Origin of the sequence: Burkholderia arboris (assembly GCF_902499125.1) — a bacterium.
Classification (GTDB): domain Bacteria; phylum Pseudomonadota; class Gammaproteobacteria; order Burkholderiales; family Burkholderiaceae; genus Burkholderia; species Burkholderia arboris.
Map to the genome: position 1 here is coordinate 41,018 of NZ_CABVPX010000002.1, position 14,927 is coordinate 55,944.

9 protein-coding genes are annotated in these 14,927 nt (G+C 64.5%); 5 read left to right on the forward strand and 4 right to left on the reverse strand.

Annotated features, from left to right (window positions below):
• The first annotated feature begins 19 nt into the window (after nt 1–19).
• From infB to truB, 3 genes are all read left to right on the forward strand, one after another.
• Nucleotides 20–2,974 carry a translation initiation factor IF-2 gene (gene infB / locus BLA15945_RS02665; protein ID WP_174991417.1) on the forward strand — a complete coding sequence of 985 codons (2,955 nt, stop codon included), beginning with the start codon at nt 20–22 and terminating at the stop codon, nt 2,972–2,974.
• 114 nt (nt 2,975–3,088) lie between these two features.
• Nucleotides 3,089–3,487: a 30S ribosome-binding factor RbfA gene (gene rbfA / locus BLA15945_RS02670; RefSeq protein ID WP_034190142.1), complete on the forward strand. Its 399-nt coding sequence runs from the start codon at nt 3,089–3,091 to the stop codon at nt 3,485–3,487.
• 13 nt (nt 3,488–3,500) lie between these two features.
• Nucleotides 3,501–4,433, forward strand: coding sequence for a tRNA pseudouridine(55) synthase TruB (gene truB / locus BLA15945_RS02675; RefSeq protein ID WP_059234680.1), 933 nt, complete (start codon nt 3,501–3,503; stop codon nt 4,431–4,433).
• A 102-nt stretch (nt 4,434–4,535) separates the two neighbouring features.
• Here truB and BLA15945_RS02680 read toward each other — a convergent pair whose 3' ends face one another.
• The 4 genes from BLA15945_RS02680 to BLA15945_RS02695 all read right to left on the reverse strand — a co-directional run bounded on the left by BLA15945_RS02680 (nt 4,536) and on the right by BLA15945_RS02695 (nt 9,466).
• Nucleotides 4,536–6,095, reverse strand: coding sequence for a DHA2 family efflux MFS transporter permease subunit (locus BLA15945_RS02680; protein WP_059234678.1), 1,560 nt, complete (start codon nt 6,093–6,095; stop codon nt 4,536–4,538).
• A 28-nt stretch (nt 6,096–6,123) separates the two neighbouring features.
• Nucleotides 6,124–7,338, reverse strand: coding sequence for an HlyD family secretion protein (locus BLA15945_RS02685; RefSeq protein WP_059234676.1), 1,215 nt, complete (start codon nt 7,336–7,338; stop codon nt 6,124–6,126).
• Nucleotides 7,339–7,390: 52 nt separating this feature from the next.
• Nucleotides 7,391–8,887 carry an efflux transporter outer membrane subunit gene (locus tag BLA15945_RS02690; protein WP_059234673.1) on the reverse strand — a complete coding sequence of 499 codons (1,497 nt, stop codon included), beginning with the start codon at nt 8,885–8,887 and terminating at the stop codon, nt 7,391–7,393.
• 87 nt (nt 8,888–8,974) lie between these two features.
• Complete coding sequence (locus BLA15945_RS02695) at nt 8,975–9,466, reverse strand: MarR family winged helix-turn-helix transcriptional regulator (RefSeq protein ID WP_174991418.1); 492 nt, start codon at nt 9,464–9,466, stop codon at nt 8,975–8,977.
• A gap of 327 nt (nt 9,467–9,793) precedes the next feature.
• Between BLA15945_RS02695 and typA the strand changes: the two genes are divergently transcribed.
• Together typA and BLA15945_RS02705 are read left to right on the forward strand one after the other, a co-directional pair.
• Complete coding sequence (gene typA / locus BLA15945_RS02700) at nt 9,794–11,620, forward strand: translational GTPase TypA (RefSeq protein ID WP_059234670.1); 1,827 nt, start codon at nt 9,794–9,796, stop codon at nt 11,618–11,620.
• A gap of 318 nt (nt 11,621–11,938) precedes the next feature.
• Nucleotides 11,939–14,803, forward strand: coding sequence for a 2-oxoglutarate dehydrogenase E1 component (locus BLA15945_RS02705; protein ID WP_174991419.1), 2,865 nt, complete (start codon nt 11,939–11,941; stop codon nt 14,801–14,803).
• Nucleotides 14,804–14,927 lie beyond the last annotated feature (124 nt).

A 14,927-nucleotide genomic window follows, 5' to 3' on the forward strand; every position in this document is an offset into this window, starting at 1 on the left:
CTTGCACTAAGAGGAATGAATGGCGAGTAACAACGTAGCCCAATTTGCCGCGGAACTGAAAATGCCTGCTGGTGTGCTGCTCGAACAGCTGCAGGCAGCGGGCGTCCAGAAAGCGAGTGAAGACGATGCGCTGTCCGAAACGGACAAGGCGCGTCTGCTCGATCATTTGCGCAAGTCGCACGGCGCAACCGACGGCGACAAGCGCAAGATCACGCTGACCCGCAAGCATACGTCGGAGATCAAGCAATCTGACGCGACGGGCAAGGCTCGCACCATTCAGGTCGAGGTCCGCAAGAAGCGTACGTTCGTCAAGCGCGACGACGTGAGCGAGGGTGCGGAACAGGGTCAGGCGCAGGTCGCCGAAGCGGACGACGATGCAGAACTGAAGCGTCGCGAGGAAGAAGCGCGCCGCGAGGCCGAGCTGCTCGAGAAGCAAGCGCAGGAACTGCGCGAGCGCCAGGAACGCCTGGAGCGCGAGGAAGCCGAACGCCGCGCCCGCGAGGAAGCGGCTGAAGCGGAGCGCCGTCGCGCCGAGGAAGAAGCGGCGGCGAAGCGTGTCGCGGCCGAAGCCGCTGCGGCCCAGCAGCAGGCAGCAGCGCAGCAGGCCGCCGCGGCCGAGCAGGAAACGGCAAGCGCACCGTCCGCGCAGGCACAGTCCGCGCAGGCGCAGTCCGCGCAGGCGCAGGACGAAGCGCGCGCGGCCGCCGAACGTGCGGCCCAGCGTGAAGCGGCGAAGAAGGCCGAGGACGCAGCCCGCGAGGCGGCGGACAAGGCGCGCGCCGAGCAGGAAGAGATCAGCAAGCGTCGTGCGGCGGCAGAAGCCGAGGCGCGCGCGATCCGCGAAATGATGAACACGCCGCGCAAGGCCGTGGTCAAGGCGGTCGAGCCGCCGAAGCCGGTCGAGCCGCCGAAGCCGGCCGAAGCGAAGGGTACGCTGCACAAGCCGGCGAAGCCGGAAGGCGCGCAGGCGCGTCCGGCCGTCAAGAAGCCGGCCGGCGCTGCCACCCCGGCAACGACGCAGGCGCCGGCAGGCGCGGGCGACCGCAACAAGAAACCGGGCGCAGGCAAGGGCGGCTGGCAGGACGACGCGTCGAAGCGCCGCGGCATCAAGACGCGCGGTGATTCGAGCGGCGGCGTCGACCGCGGCTGGCGCGGCGGCCCGAAGGGCCGTGGCCGTCACCAGGACAGTTCGACGTTCCAGGCGCCGACCGAACCGATCGTCCGTGAAGTGCACGTGCCGGAAACCGTGTCGGTTGCCGATCTCGCGCACAAGATGTCGATCAAGGCCTCCGAAGTCATCAAGGTGATGATGAAGATGGGCCAGATGGTCACGATCAACCAGGTGCTGGACCAGGAAACGGCGATGATCATCGTCGAGGAACTGGGCCACCGCGCGGTTGCCGCGAAGCTGGACGATCCGGAAGCGCTGCTCGTCGAAGGCGAAACGGGTACCGATGCGGAGCAACTGCCGCGTCCGCCGGTCGTCACGGTCATGGGTCACGTCGACCACGGCAAGACCTCGCTGCTCGACCACATCCGCCGCGCGAAGGTTGCCGCTGGCGAAGCGGGCGGCATTACGCAGCACATCGGCGCTTATCACGTCGATACGCCGCGTGGCGTCATCACGTTCCTCGACACGCCGGGTCACGAAGCGTTCACGGCAATGCGTGCACGCGGCGCGAAGGCGACCGACATCGTGGTGCTGGTGGTGGCAGCCGACGACGGCGTGATGCCGCAGACGAAGGAAGCCATTGCCCACGCGAAGGCGGGTGGTGTCCCGATCGTCGTGGCGATCAACAAGATCGACAAGCCGGATGCGAACCTCGATCGCGTCAAGCAGGAGCTGGTCGCGGAAGGCGTCGTGCCGGAAGAGTACGGTGGCGATTCGCCGTTCGTGCCGGTGTCGGCGAAGACGGGCGCGGGTATCGACGATCTGCTCGAGAACGTGCTGCTGCAAGCCGAAGTGCTGGAACTGAAGGCACCGGTCGAAGCGCCGGCCAAGGGCATCGTGATCGAAGCGAAGCTCGACAAGGGCAAAGGCCCGGTCGCAACGATCCTCGTGCAGTCCGGTACGCTGAACCGCGGCGACATCGTGCTGGCCGGTACGGCTTACGGCCGTGTTCGCGCGATGCTCGACGAGAACGGCAAGCCGACGAAGGAAGCCGGCCCGTCGATCCCGGTCGAAATCCAGGGTCTGTCGGAAGTGCCGGGCGCGGGCGAGGAAGTGATCGTGCTGCCGGACGAGCGCAAGGCGCGTGAAATCGCCCTGTTCCGTCAAGGCAAGTTCCGCGACGTCAAGCTTGCGAAGCAGCAGGCCGCGAAGCTGGAAAGCATGCTCGAGCAGATGGGCGAAGGCGAAGTGCAGAATCTGCCGCTCATCATCAAGGCAGACGTGCAGGGTTCGCAGGAAGCACTCGTGCAGTCGCTGCTCAAGCTGTCGACCGACGAAGTGCGCGTGCAGATCGTGCACAGCGCGGTGGGTGGCATCAGCGAAAACGACGTCAACCTCGCAACGGCATCGAAGGCGGTCATCATCGGCTTCAACACGCGTGCGGATGCACAGGCGCGCAAGCTGGCCGAATCGAACGGCATCGATATCCGTTACTACAACATCATCTATGACGCAGTGGATGAGGTGAAGGCGGCGATGTCGGGCATGCTGGCGCCGGAGAAGCGCGAAGTCATCACCGGCATGGTCGAGGTGCGCCAGGTCTTCAAGGTGCCGAAGATCGGTGCGGTCGCCGGCTGTATGGTGACGGACGGCATCGTCAAGCGCTCGTCGTCGGTGCGCGTGCTGCGCAACAACGTCGTGATCTTCACGGGCGAACTCGAATCGCTGAAGCGCTTCAAGGACGACGTGAAGGAAGTGAAGCAGGGCTTCGAGTGCGGTATGTCGGTGAAGAACTTCAACGACATCGTCGAAGGCGACCAGTTCGAAGTCTTCGAAGTGACCGAAGTCGCGCGGACGCTGTAATCGTCGCGCATCGGCTCATGGGCGGGGCAGGCTTGGGCCTGTCCCGCCCATTTTCATGGTGGTGTGCCAATCGTGGCCGCCGCTTTATCCTGATAAACGGATCACGGATCGATCATGTCCAGGAAACGTACTTCCCCCAATCGCAACGTTCAGATCGCCGACCAGATTCAGCGCGATCTGTCCGAACTCATCATGCGCGAGGTCAAAGACCCGCGTATCGGCATCGTGACCATCCAGAGCGTCGAGCTCACGCCGGACTATGCGCACGCGAAGGTCTATTTCACTGCGCTCACCGGCGATCCTGAAAAGACGCAGGAGGCGCTGAATCATGCGTCGGGTCACTTGCACAACCTGCTGTTCAAGCGTCTGCACATTCATACGGTGCCGACGCTGCATTTCCACTACGACCAGACGATCGAGAAGGCCGTCGAGATGTCGCGCCTGATCAAGGAAGCGAACTCGACGCGCGCGAAGGACGACGACGAGGCCGACGCGCCGGCCAAGGACGACTGAGCTCGACCGGCCTATGACGAATGCAGCACCCCAACGTCCGCGCGTGCCCCGGCGCGTGCTGGACGGCGTCCTCCTGCTCGACAAGCCGGTCGGCCTGTCGAGCAACGACGCGCTGATTCGCGCGAAGCGCCTGCTTCTCGCAAAGAAAGCCGGTCACACCGGCACGCTCGATCCGCTGGCTTCGGGCCTGCTGCCGCTGTGCTTCGGCGAGGCGACGAAGTTCTCGCAGGATCTGCTCGAGGCCGACAAGACCTACGAAGCGACGATGCGTCTTGGCCAGCGCACGGCCACCGGCGATGCGGAAGGCGACGTGATCGACACGCGGCCCGTCGAATGCGACCAGGCGGCGGTGGAAGCCGCGCTCGTGCGCTTCACGGGTGAGATCGTGCAGGTCCCGCCGATGTATTCGGCGCTCAAGCGCGATGGCAAGCCGCTGTACGAATACGCGCGTGCGGGTCAGACCGTCGAGCGCGAAGGCCGCAATGTGACGATCCATGTACTCGAGCTGCTCGCTTGCGAACTGCCCGACGTGACGTTTCGCGTGACCTGCAGCAAGGGCACGTACGTGCGCACGCTCGCGGAGGATATCGGCGAGGCGCTGGGTTGCGGTGCGCATCTGACGATGCTGCGTCGCACGGGCGTGGGTGCGCTGACGCTCGAACATGCGGTGACGCTCGACGCGCTGTCGGATGCGGCCGAATCGGCTCGCGATGCATGGCTGCAGCCGGTCGATGCGTTGCTGTCGACGTTTCCGTCCGTTCGTCTCGACGAGGCATCCGCGAAGCGGTTCCTGCATGGCCAGCGCCTGCCGCTGTCGGAACTCGGGCCGCTCGAGGCGGCTGATGGCGAGCGCGTGCGCGTGTACGACGCAACGCGGTTGCTCGGCGTGGCACGCAAGGCGAATGGCGTGCTCGCACCGGAGCGGCTCGTCGTGACGGCTGCATGATGCGGCGGCGCAAGCGCTCGGTAGCATAAAAAAACCCGGTCGAAATCGACCGGGTTTTTTGTTTGGTGCGTTTGATCGCGCGGCGCTGCGGCCGGACGGCGTTCAGTGCGCCGCGGACGCCGCCGCTCCGGCATCGCCGCCGCCCGAGCGTTCGGGCTTGGTGATCCAGATCAGCGCAATCAGCAGCACGAAGATCGCCGCCGAGATGTAGAACAGATCGTTCACACCGAGCTGTGCGGCCTGTTGCGTCGCCAGGTTGTTGATGAGTCCGTGCGCCTGGTCCTGCGTCAGCCCGAGGTTGCCCATCTGCGTGACGGCCTGGTTGAACGTCGGGTTGTACACGTTCGTCTGCTCGACCAGTTGCGCGTGATGGAAGTTGTTGCGGTGGTCCCACGCGGTCTGGAAGATCGACGTACCGATGCCGCCGCACATGATCCGCACGAAGTTCGACAGGCCGGACGCCGCGGGAATGCGGTGGCCGGGCAGGCCGGACAACGTGATCGACACGAGCGGGATGAAGAATCCGGCCATCGCGATACCCTGTACGAGCGTCGGCAGCGTCAGCGACCACTCGTCGACACCTGTCGTATAGCGCGAGCGCATCCAGAAGCACAGTGCGAACGTCAGGAATGCGGCGGTCGCGATGTAGCGCGGATCGGTGCGCGGCAGGAACTTGCCGGTCAACGGCGACAGCAGGATCGCGAACAGCCCGACCGGTGCCATCACGAGGCCGGCGTCGGTCGCCGTGTAGCCGATCTGGGTCTGCAGCCACAGCGGCAGCAGCACGAGGTTGCCGAAGTAGAGCCCGTAACCGACTGCCAGTGCGACCGTGCCACCCGTGAAGTTGCGCCGACGGAACAGCGACAGGTCGACGACGGGGTGCTCGGCGGTCAGTTCCCAGATCACGAAGAACGCGAACGAGATGATCGCGATCAGCGCAAGCGCGACGATCGTCGTCGACGAGAACCAGTCCAGATCCTTGCCCTTGTCGAGCATGATCTGCAGCGAGCCGACCCACAGCACGAGCAGCGCGAGGCCGACACCGTCGATCGGTGCGCGGCGTATCGTCGATTCACGCGTGCGATAGATCGACCACGTGGCGAGCGCGGCGGCGATGCCGACCGGGATGTTCACGTAGAAGATCCACGGCCACGAATAGTTGTCCGAGATCCAGCCACCGAGGATCGGACCCGCGACCGGTGCGATCAGCGTCGTCATCGACCACAGCGCCAGCGCCATCGGCGCCTTCGCGCGTGGATAGCTCGACAGCAGCAGCGACTGCGACAGCGGAATCATCGGCCCCGCGACCGCGCCCTGCAGCACGCGCGATGCGAGCAGGAACGGCAGGCTCGGCGCGAGGCCGCACATCCACGACGAGATGACGAACAGGATGATCGATGCGAGGAACAGGCGGACCTGTCCGAAGCGATCGGTCAGCCAGCCCGTCAGCGGCACCGAGATCGCGTTCGCGACCGCGAACGACGTAATGACCCACGTGCCCTGGTCGGACGATACGCCGAGATCGCCCGAGATGGTCGGGATCGCGACGTTCGCGATGGACGTGTCGAGCACGTTCATGAACACCGCGAGCGATACCGCGATCGTCCCGAGCAAAAGTTTCCCGCCCTGCAGGGGCGGGTACGAGACAGGAGCCTGTGCCATGTCGGTTGTCTTTCCGGAGTCGGAACGGTTACATCATTTTCGCGGCGCTGTTCTGCTTCGCCGCGGCCGGGGCCGGCGCATTGCCGCCTGCGTTCTCGGCGATGACGCGTGCGATTTCGGCGTCGGCTTCGTCGCCGTACTTCGCGAACACGTTGGTCTCGTAGACGGTGTTCGGCGCGTTGACGAGCTGGTCGCCGCGTTCGTCCTTGATGTCCACGTCGACCTGCATCGACAGGCCGATGCGCAGCGGATGCTTGTCGAGATCCTTCGGATCGAGTTCGATCCGCACCGGCAGGCGCTGCACGACCTTGATCCAGTTGCCGGTCGCGTTCTGCGCCGGCAGCAGCGAGAACGCCGAGCCCGTGCCGGCCGAGAAGCCGACGACCTTGCCGTGGTACGTGACCGACGAGCCGTAGATGTCCGCCGTCATTTCGACCGGCTGGCCGATGCGCATGTGCTTCAGCTGGACTTCCTTGAAGTTCGCGTCGACCCACACGGCATTCAGCGGCACCACCGACATCAGCGGGTTGCCGGGCGACACACGCTGGCCGACCTGCACCGAGCGCTTCGCGACATAGCCGGTGACCGGCGCCGGCAGCACGTTACGCGCGTTCGCGAGGTAGGCGTCGCGAACCTTCGCGGCGGCGGCCATCACGTTCGGGTGCGATGCGATGGTCGTGTTCGCGGTCAGCGCGCGATTCGACGCGAGCTGCTGCTGGGCGGCATCGACCGATGCCTGCGCGGCCTTCACGGCGTCGCGTGCGTGCGAGATTTCTTCCTGCGACACGGCGCCCGTCTGCGCGACGGCCATGCGGCGACGCAGGTCGTCCTGGGCCTTCGACAGGTCGGACTGGCGCAGCGCGACCTGCGCGCGGTACTGGTCGTCGTTGACGAACAGGCCGCGCACCTGGCGCACCGTCTGCGCGAGATTGGCTTCCGCCTGTTGCAACGCGACCTGCGAATCGGCCGGGTCGAGCACGACCAGCGGATCGCCGGCCTTGACCGTCTGCGTATCGTCCGCCTTCACGGCGATCACGGTGCCCGTTACCTGCGGCGTGATCTGCACGACGTTGCCGTTTACGTACGCATCGTCGGTACCTTCATGGAAGCGTGCGACGAGGAAGTAGTACAGGCCATACGCGATGGCCGCGATCACGATGACCGCGACGAGTAGCGTCATCATTCGTTTGCGCTTGCCGTTGCCCTGCGGCTGCGCGCTGGCGGCGTTTTGTTGGTCGCTCATGGCGATTTTCTCCGTCCGTTATTTCGAGTGTCTGCGTAGTGGTGGCGCCGGATCAGTTGGCGGCCTGTTTTGTCGGCTTGGTGGTGTCGGGCGCGGCGAGCGGCGTACCGGTCGCATCGAACCCGCCACCCAGCGCCTTGATCAGTGCGAGCTGCATGTCGCGGCGGCGCATCTTCAGGTTGGTCACCGTCTGCTCCGAGGCGAGGCGGTTGCTGTCCGCCGTCAGCACCTGCAGTTGCGGCGACAGCCCGGCCTTGTAACGGATCACCGCGAGATCGTAGGCGCGCGTCGACGCGTCGAGTGCGCGTTGCGCGTCGCCCATCTGGCGATCGACCGCGCGGATCGACGCGACCTGCGTCGCGACGTCGTTCAGCGCGCTGATCAGCGTCTGGTTGTAGTTCGCCACCGACAGGTCGAAGTCCGCGTAGCGGCCCTTGAGCTGGGCGCGCAGCGCGCCGGCGTCGAAGATCGGCAGGTGGATCGCCGGGCCGAACTGCGCCTGGCGGCTCGCGAAGTTCAGGAATTTGCCCCAGCCGAACGCATCGAAGCCGAAACCGGCCGCGAGGTTCACGTCGGGGTAGAACTCGGCCTTCGCTTCCTTCACGTCGTGCATCGCGGCCTCGACCTGCCAGCGCGCGGCGACGATGTCGGGGCGGCGCGACACGAGATCGGCCGGCAGGTTGCCGGGCAGCGCGACTTCGCCGCTCGGGTTCATCACGGGCGCCGCGATCTGCAGCCCGCGATCCGGCCCCTTGCCGAGCAGCGCGGCGAGCTGGTAGCGCACCGTCGTGATCTGGCCGTCGAGGTCGGACAGCGAAGCCTGGGTCGTCGCGATGTTGCCGCGGGCCGTCTGGCGTTCGACGTTGGTGTCGAGGCCGGCCGACACGCGGCCGTCGGTGATCTTGCCGACCGTCTCGCGATTGGTGATCTCGCGTTGCGCGATGTCGCGCAGCGCATAGAGCTGCGCGAGCGAGTTGTAGCTACGCGCGACCGACGACGCGAGCGTGATGCGCGCCTGCTGCATGTCGGCTTCGGCGGACTTTTCCTGCGACACGGCCGTGTGCAGGCGTTCGCGGTTCTTGCCCCACAGGTCGAGTTCCCACGACGCGCTCGCAAGCGCGTTGTTTTCGCTGTACCACTGGCCGCCGTACGGGGGCGGGAACAGTGCGTTCGACGAGTACAGCTCGCGTGTCCACGAATAGCTGGCTTCGGCCTTCGGCATCAGGTTCGAGCGCGACGATTCGATGTACGACGATGCCTTCGCGATGCGTGCCTGCGCCTGCGCAATCGACGGATTGCCTTGCAGCGCTTCGTCGATCAGCTTCGGCAATTGCGGATCGCCGAACTGGTTGGCCCAGTCGAGCGCCGGCCACTGGCCACCCTGGGCCGGCAGGCTCTGGGCGGATTCGAATTGCGACGCCGGGGCGATCTGCTTGTCGCTCTTGATGCCGAAGTAGTTCGCGCAGCCCGCCAGCGCCAGTGCGGCGACCGCGGCGGCGACGGCGGCGCGGCACGATCCGGCGCGCTCGGACAACGGGGAGGATTTCATCGCGCTAACCCCTGACTCGGAATGAATGATGGACACTGCAAGGATTTCCTTACATTAATCTGTCAAAAGTAATTGTTATGGCAACTATTACGCGATGCTGGCGCCAGCCGTCTCGCAATAGTTGCTGAGAATGCGGCGCAACATGCTCTTCAGGAACCCGACTTCTTCCGGCGTAAACCCGTCCAGCACCTGATCGAGCACGCTGCGGAAAATCGGCGGCAGCCGTTCGGCAAGCGCACGGCCTTCGTCGGTGAGTTCGAGGCGCACGACGCGCCGGTCCTCGATGCTGCGGACGCGGGACAGCAAGCCGCGTTTCTCGACCCGGTCGAGCAGGCGCGTGACCGCGCTTGCGTCGATCCCGTATTCGCGGGCGAGTTCGGCGGCCGTCGAGCACTTGCCGACCGCGATCATGAACAGCATGCTCGCCTGCGTGCCCGTGATGCCGAGCTCTTCCTGCGTGCGTTGCGTGACGAGGTTGGTCATCACCGACTTCACGCGCGACATCAGATAACCGACGCTGTCGTTCATCTGATACGTGGACAGTGGCGAAACGGGCGGTTGGGTAGGAGAATCCGACATAAAACCCTGAAGCTGCAATAGTTGACTAGGCAGCAGTATAGGCACAATTGCTTGCCGCGGCAAATGTTAATCGAACGGCAAAGGGCGTGCTTCGTCGCTCGAGAATCCCTTGTCTCGATAAGGTTTTTGGCGCCGCTGCGGGCGGCGGGGCCGGATGGGTTGCCGGTTTCGGGAGAGGGCGGAGCAGTCCGTCTTGGCACGTTACATCGTGTCGGTCAGCTCTCGACATTCTCACGTGCTATAATTTGTGGCTTTCCAAGCTGCAACAGCGCGCGCCCGTGAAAACGAGCGGGCGCGTTTGCGCGTTCAAACGATTTCCAGGTTTCTATGACCCGCGCCCTTCGCAATATCGCCATCATCGCTCACGTCGACCACGGCAAGACGACGCTCGTCGACCAACTGCTTCGCCAGTCCGGCACCTTCCGCGACAACCAGCAAGTCGCCGAGCGTGTGATGGACTCGAACGACATCGAAAAGGAACGCGGGATCACGATTCTCGCGAAGAACTGCGCGGTCGAATACGAAGGCACGCACGTCAACATCGTCGACACCCCGGGGCACGCGGACTTCGGCGGTGAAGTCGAGCGCGTGCTGTCGATGGTCGACTCGGTGCTGCTGCTGGTCGACGCGGTCGAAGGCCCGATGCCGCAGACGCGCTTCGTCACGAAGAAGGCGCTGGCGCTCGGCCTGAAGCCGATCGTCGTCGTCAACAAGATCGACCGCCCGGGCGCGCGTATCGACTGGGTGATCAACCAGACGTTCGACCTGTTCGACAAGCTCGGCGCGACCGAAGAGCAGCTCGACTTCCCGATCGTCTACGCGTCGGGCCTGAACGGCTACGCGTCGCTCGACCCGGCTGCGCGCGATGGCGACATGCGCCCGCTGTTCGAGGCGATCCTCGAGCACGTGCCGGTTCGCCCGGCCGATCCGGAAGCGCCGCTGCAGCTCCAGATCACGTCGCTCGACTATTCGACGTACGTTGGCCGGATCGGCGTCGGCCGTATCACGCGCGGCCGCATCAAGCCGGGCCAGCCGGTCGTGATGCGCTTCGGCCCGGAAGGCGACGTGCTGAACCGCAAGATCAACCAGGTGCTGTCGTTCAAGGGCCTCGAGCGCGTGCAGGTCGAGTCGGCCGAAGCGGGCGACATCGTGCTGATCAACGGTATTGAAGACGTCGGCATCGGCGCGACGATCTGCGCGATCGACACGCCGGAAGCGCTGCCGATGATCACCGTCGACGAACCGACGCTGACGATGAACTTCCTCGTCAACTCGTCGCCGCTCGCGGGCCGCGAAGGCAAGTTCGTGACGAGCCGCCAGATCCGCGACCGCCTGATGAAGGAGCTGAACCACAACGTCGCGCTGCGCGTGAAGGATACGGGCGACGAAACGGTGTTCGAAGTGTCGGGTCGCGGCGAGCTGCACCTGACGATTCTCGTCGAGAACATGCGTCGCGAAGGCTACGAGCTGGCCGTGTCGCGTCCGCGCGTCGTGATGCAGGAAATCGACGGCGTGCGTCACGAGCCGTTCGAGCTGCTGACCGTCGACCTCGAAGACGAACACCAGGGCGGCGTGATGGAAGAGCTGGGTCGCCGCAAGGGCGAAATGCTCGACATGGCGTCGGACGGCCGTGGCCGTACGCGTCTGGAATACAAGATCTCGGCACGTGGCCTGATCGGCTTCCAGAGCGAATTCCTGACGCTCACGCGCGGCACGGGCCTGATGAGCCACATCTTCGATTCGTACGCACCGGTCAAGGACGGTTCGGTCTTCGAGCGCCGCAACGGCGTGCTGATCTCGCAGGACGACGGCGCAGCGGTGGCCTACGCCCTGTGGAAGCTGCAGGATCGCGGCCGCATGTTCGTGAAGCCGGGCGATGCGCTGTACGAGGGCATGATCATCGGCATCCACAGCCGCGACAACGACCTCGTCGTGAACCCGATCAAGGGCAAGCAGCTGACCAACGTGCGTGCTTCGGGTACCGACGAAGCCGTGCGTCTCGTGCCGCCGGTCCAGATGTCGCTGGAATACGCGGTCGAATTCATCGACGACGACGAGCTCGTCGAAGTGACGCCGCAGTCGATCCGCCTGCGCAAGCGCTTCCTGAAGGAGCACGAGCGTCGCCGCGCGAGCCGCGAAGGCGCGGTCGACTAAGCATTTCGACCGTTCGCTGCATCACGGAAAAGGCTGCCTTCGGGCAGCCTTTTTTGCACCTGCGCGATGTGCAACCGGATGACCTGCAAAACACTGTTCCCGCAGGTCGTGGCAATCCGGCAAAACCCCGTCGCGCGGTGCTTTCAGGCACATTTCGCCGTGAACTCCGGTATCGGTTCTGTGATATGCTGCGCGCACGCAAGTTTTAGGTCCTTCCAAGCAAGACTTGATTCGCAATCCGCTAAACGGTCAGGCCGTGTCGCGGAAGGTTGAGTAACCCGCTATTTCTCGAGAAGCTCGAAGAAAGGTGAGCGTAAAATGTCAGATGTAATGAAGCAGTTTCAGCTGAACTCCTATCTGTTCGGCGGCAATGCTTCGTACGTTGAAGAACTGTACGATGCATACCTCAACAATCCGGCGTCGGTGCCGGAGAATTGGCGAGAGTATTTCGACGCGCTGCAGAATGTGCCTGCAACGGACGGCTCGAGTGCCAATGACGTCGCTCATTTCCCGATCGTCGAATCGTTCGCCGAGCGTGCGAAGGCCAATGCCTTCATCCCGCGCGAAAGCACGAGCAACCTCGCGACCGCGCGCAAGCAGGTCCATGTTCAGTCGCTCATCAGCGCTTATCGCTTCCTCGGCTCGCAATGGGCCAATCTCGACCCCCTGAAGCGTCGCGAACGTCCCGCCATTCCCGAACTCGAACCCGCGTTCTACGACTTCTCCGAAGGCGACCTCGACCAGACGTACAGCGCAAGCAACCTGTACTTCGGTTTCGACCAGGCTTCGCTGCGTGACATCGTCAAGGGTCTGCGCGACACGTATTGCGGCACGATCGGCGCCGAGTACATGTACATCAGCGATCCGGAGCAGAAGCGCTGGTGGCAGGAGCGCCTGGAGTCGACCCGTGCGACGCCGGCATTCTCGGCCGACAAGAAGAAGCACATCCTGAATCGCCTGACGGCGTCGGAAGGTCTCGAACGCTATCTGCACACCAAGTACGTCGGCCAGAAGCGCTTCTCGCTCGAAGGCGGCGAAAGCTTCATCGCGGCGATGGACGAAGTCGTCCAGCACGCGGGCAAGAGCGGCGTGCAGGAAATCATCATCGGCATGGCCCACCGCGGCCGTCTGAACGTGCTGGTCAACACGCTGGGCAAGATGCCGGCCGACCTGTTCGCCGAATTCGAAGGCAAGCACGTCGACGACCTGCCGGCCGGTGACGTGAAGTACCACAAGGGCTTCTCGTCGGACGTGTCGACGGAAGGCGGCCCGGTCCACCTGTCGCTCGCGTTCAACCCGTCGCACCTCGAAATCGTGAACCCGGTGGTCGAAGGTTCGGCGAAGGCGCGGATGGACCGTCGCGGCGACGAAGACGGCCTGCAGGTGCTGCCGGTGCAGATCCACGGCGACGCGGCCTTCGCTGGCCAGGGCGTCGTGATGGAAACGCTGAACCTCGCGCAGACGCGCGGTTACGGCACGCACGGCACGCTGCACATCGTCATCAACAACCAGATCGGCTTCACGACGTCGGACCCGCGCGATGCGCGCTCGACGCTGTACTGTACCGACGTGGTCAAGATGATCGAAGCGCCGGTGCTGCACGTGAACGGTGACGATCCTGAAGCTGTCGTGCTCGCGATCCAGATCGCGATCGACTACCGGATGCAGTTCCACAAGGATGTCGTGATCGACATCGTCTGCTTCCGCAAGCTGGGTCACAACGAGCAGGACACGCCGGCCGTCACGCAGCCGCTGATGTACAAGAAGATCGCGCAGCACCCGGGCACCCGTGCGCTGTACGCCGAGAAGCTCGTGCAGCAGGGCGTGATCACCGCGGAAGACGCCGACAACTACGTGAAGGCGTACCGCAAGGCGATGGACGACGGTCACCACACGGTCGACCCGGTCCTGTCGAACTACAAGAGCAAGTACGCAGTCGACTGGGTTCCGTTCCTGAACCGCAAGTGGACGGATGCAGCCGATACGGCCGTGCCGCTCGCCGAACTGAAGCGCCTCGGCGAACGCATCACGACGGTCCCGGAAAACTTCAAGGTTCACCCGCTCGTCGAGCGCGTGATCAACGACCGCCGCAACATGGCGCGCGGCGACCAGCCGCTCGACTGGGGCATGGGCGAACACCTCGCATTCGCGTCGCTCGTCGCATCGGGCTACTCGGTGCGCCTGACGGGCCAGGACTCGGGCCGCGGCACGTTCACGCACCGTCACGCGGTGCTGCACGACCAGAACCGCGAGCGCTGGAACGACGGTACGTACGTGCCGCTGCAGAACATCGCCGAAGGCCAGGCGAAGTTCACGGTGATCGACTCGGTGCTGTCGGAAGAGGCGGTGCTGGGCTTCGAATACGGTTACTCGACCGCCGAGCCGAACACGCTCGTGCTGTGGGAAGCGCAGTTCGGCGACTTCGTCAACGGCGCGCAGGTCGTGATCGACCAGTTCATCTCGTCGGGCGAAGTGAAGTGGGGCCGCGTGTCGGGTCTCACGATGCTGCTGCCGCACGGCTATGAAGGGCAAGGTCCGGAACACTCGTCGACGCGTATCGAGCGTTTCCTGCAGCTGTGTGCAGATCACAACATGCAGGTCGTTCAGCCGACGACGCCGGCGCAGATTTTCCACCTGCTGCGCCGCCAGATGATCCGCCTGTTCCGCAAGCCGCTGATCGTCGCAACGCCGAAGTCGCTGCTGCGTCACAAGGAAGCGGTGTCGGATCTGTCGGAACTGGCGAAGGGTTCGTTCCAGCCGGTGCTGGGCGAAACCGACGGCGGCATCGACGCGAAGAAGGTCAAGCGCGTGCTGGCCTGCTCGGGCCGCGTGTATTACGACCTCGTCGCGCATCGCCGCGAAGCGAAGGCGAACGACGTCGCGATCATCCGTATCGAGCAGCTGTATCCGTTCGCGCACAAGCAGTTCGAAGCCGAAATGAAGAAGTACGAGAACGCGACTGAAGTGGTCTGGGTGCAGGACGAGCCGCAGAACCAGGGCCCCTGGTTCTACGTCGAGCACCATCTGAAGGAAGGCATGAAGGAAGGGCAGAAGCTGGCATACAGCGGCCGTCCGGCTTCGGCCTCGCCGGCGGTTGGCTACTACGCGAAGCACTACGAGCAGCAGAAGGCCCTGATCGAAGGTGCTTTCGGCCGCCTGAAGAGCGGATCGATCGCGAAATAACCGACGGAAGCGAAACGGGAAGGCGCGCGGCGCTTTCCCGTCTCTTTTGGCCTGCCGGGCGCGTGGCGCGCCGCACCGGCCGAAGGAATCGCACGAACCTCGTCATTACCCAGATTAAGCATCC

Bases quoted from the DNA above. Each gene is read 5' to 3' on its own strand.
- truB (WP_059234680.1), top strand. From the start codon at position 3,501: ATGACGAATGCAGCACCCCAACGTCCGCGCGTGCCCCGGCGCGTGCTG.
- typA (WP_059234670.1), top strand. From the start codon at position 9,794: ATGACCCGCGCCCTTCGCAATATCGCCATCATCGCTCACGTCGACCAC.
- BLA15945_RS02680 (WP_059234678.1), bottom strand. From the start codon at position 6,095: ATGGCACAGGCTCCTGTCTCGTACCCGCCCCTGCAGGGCGGGAAACTT.
- BLA15945_RS02695 (WP_174991418.1), bottom strand. From the start codon at position 9,466: ATGTCGGATTCTCCTACCCAACCGCCCGTTTCGCCACTGTCCACGTAT.
- BLA15945_RS02690 (WP_059234673.1), bottom strand. From the start codon at position 8,887: ATGAAATCCTCCCCGTTGTCCGAGCGCGCCGGATCGTGCCGCGCCGCC.
- infB (WP_174991417.1), top strand. From the start codon at position 20: ATGGCGAGTAACAACGTAGCCCAATTTGCCGCGGAACTGAAAATGCCT.
- BLA15945_RS02685 (WP_059234676.1), bottom strand. From the start codon at position 7,338: ATGAGCGACCAACAAAACGCCGCCAGCGCGCAGCCGCAGGGCAACGGC.
- rbfA (WP_034190142.1), top strand. From the start codon at position 3,089: ATGTCCAGGAAACGTACTTCCCCCAATCGCAACGTTCAGATCGCCGAC.
- BLA15945_RS02705 (WP_174991419.1), top strand. From the start codon at position 11,939: ATGTCAGATGTAATGAAGCAGTTTCAGCTGAACTCCTATCTGTTCGGC.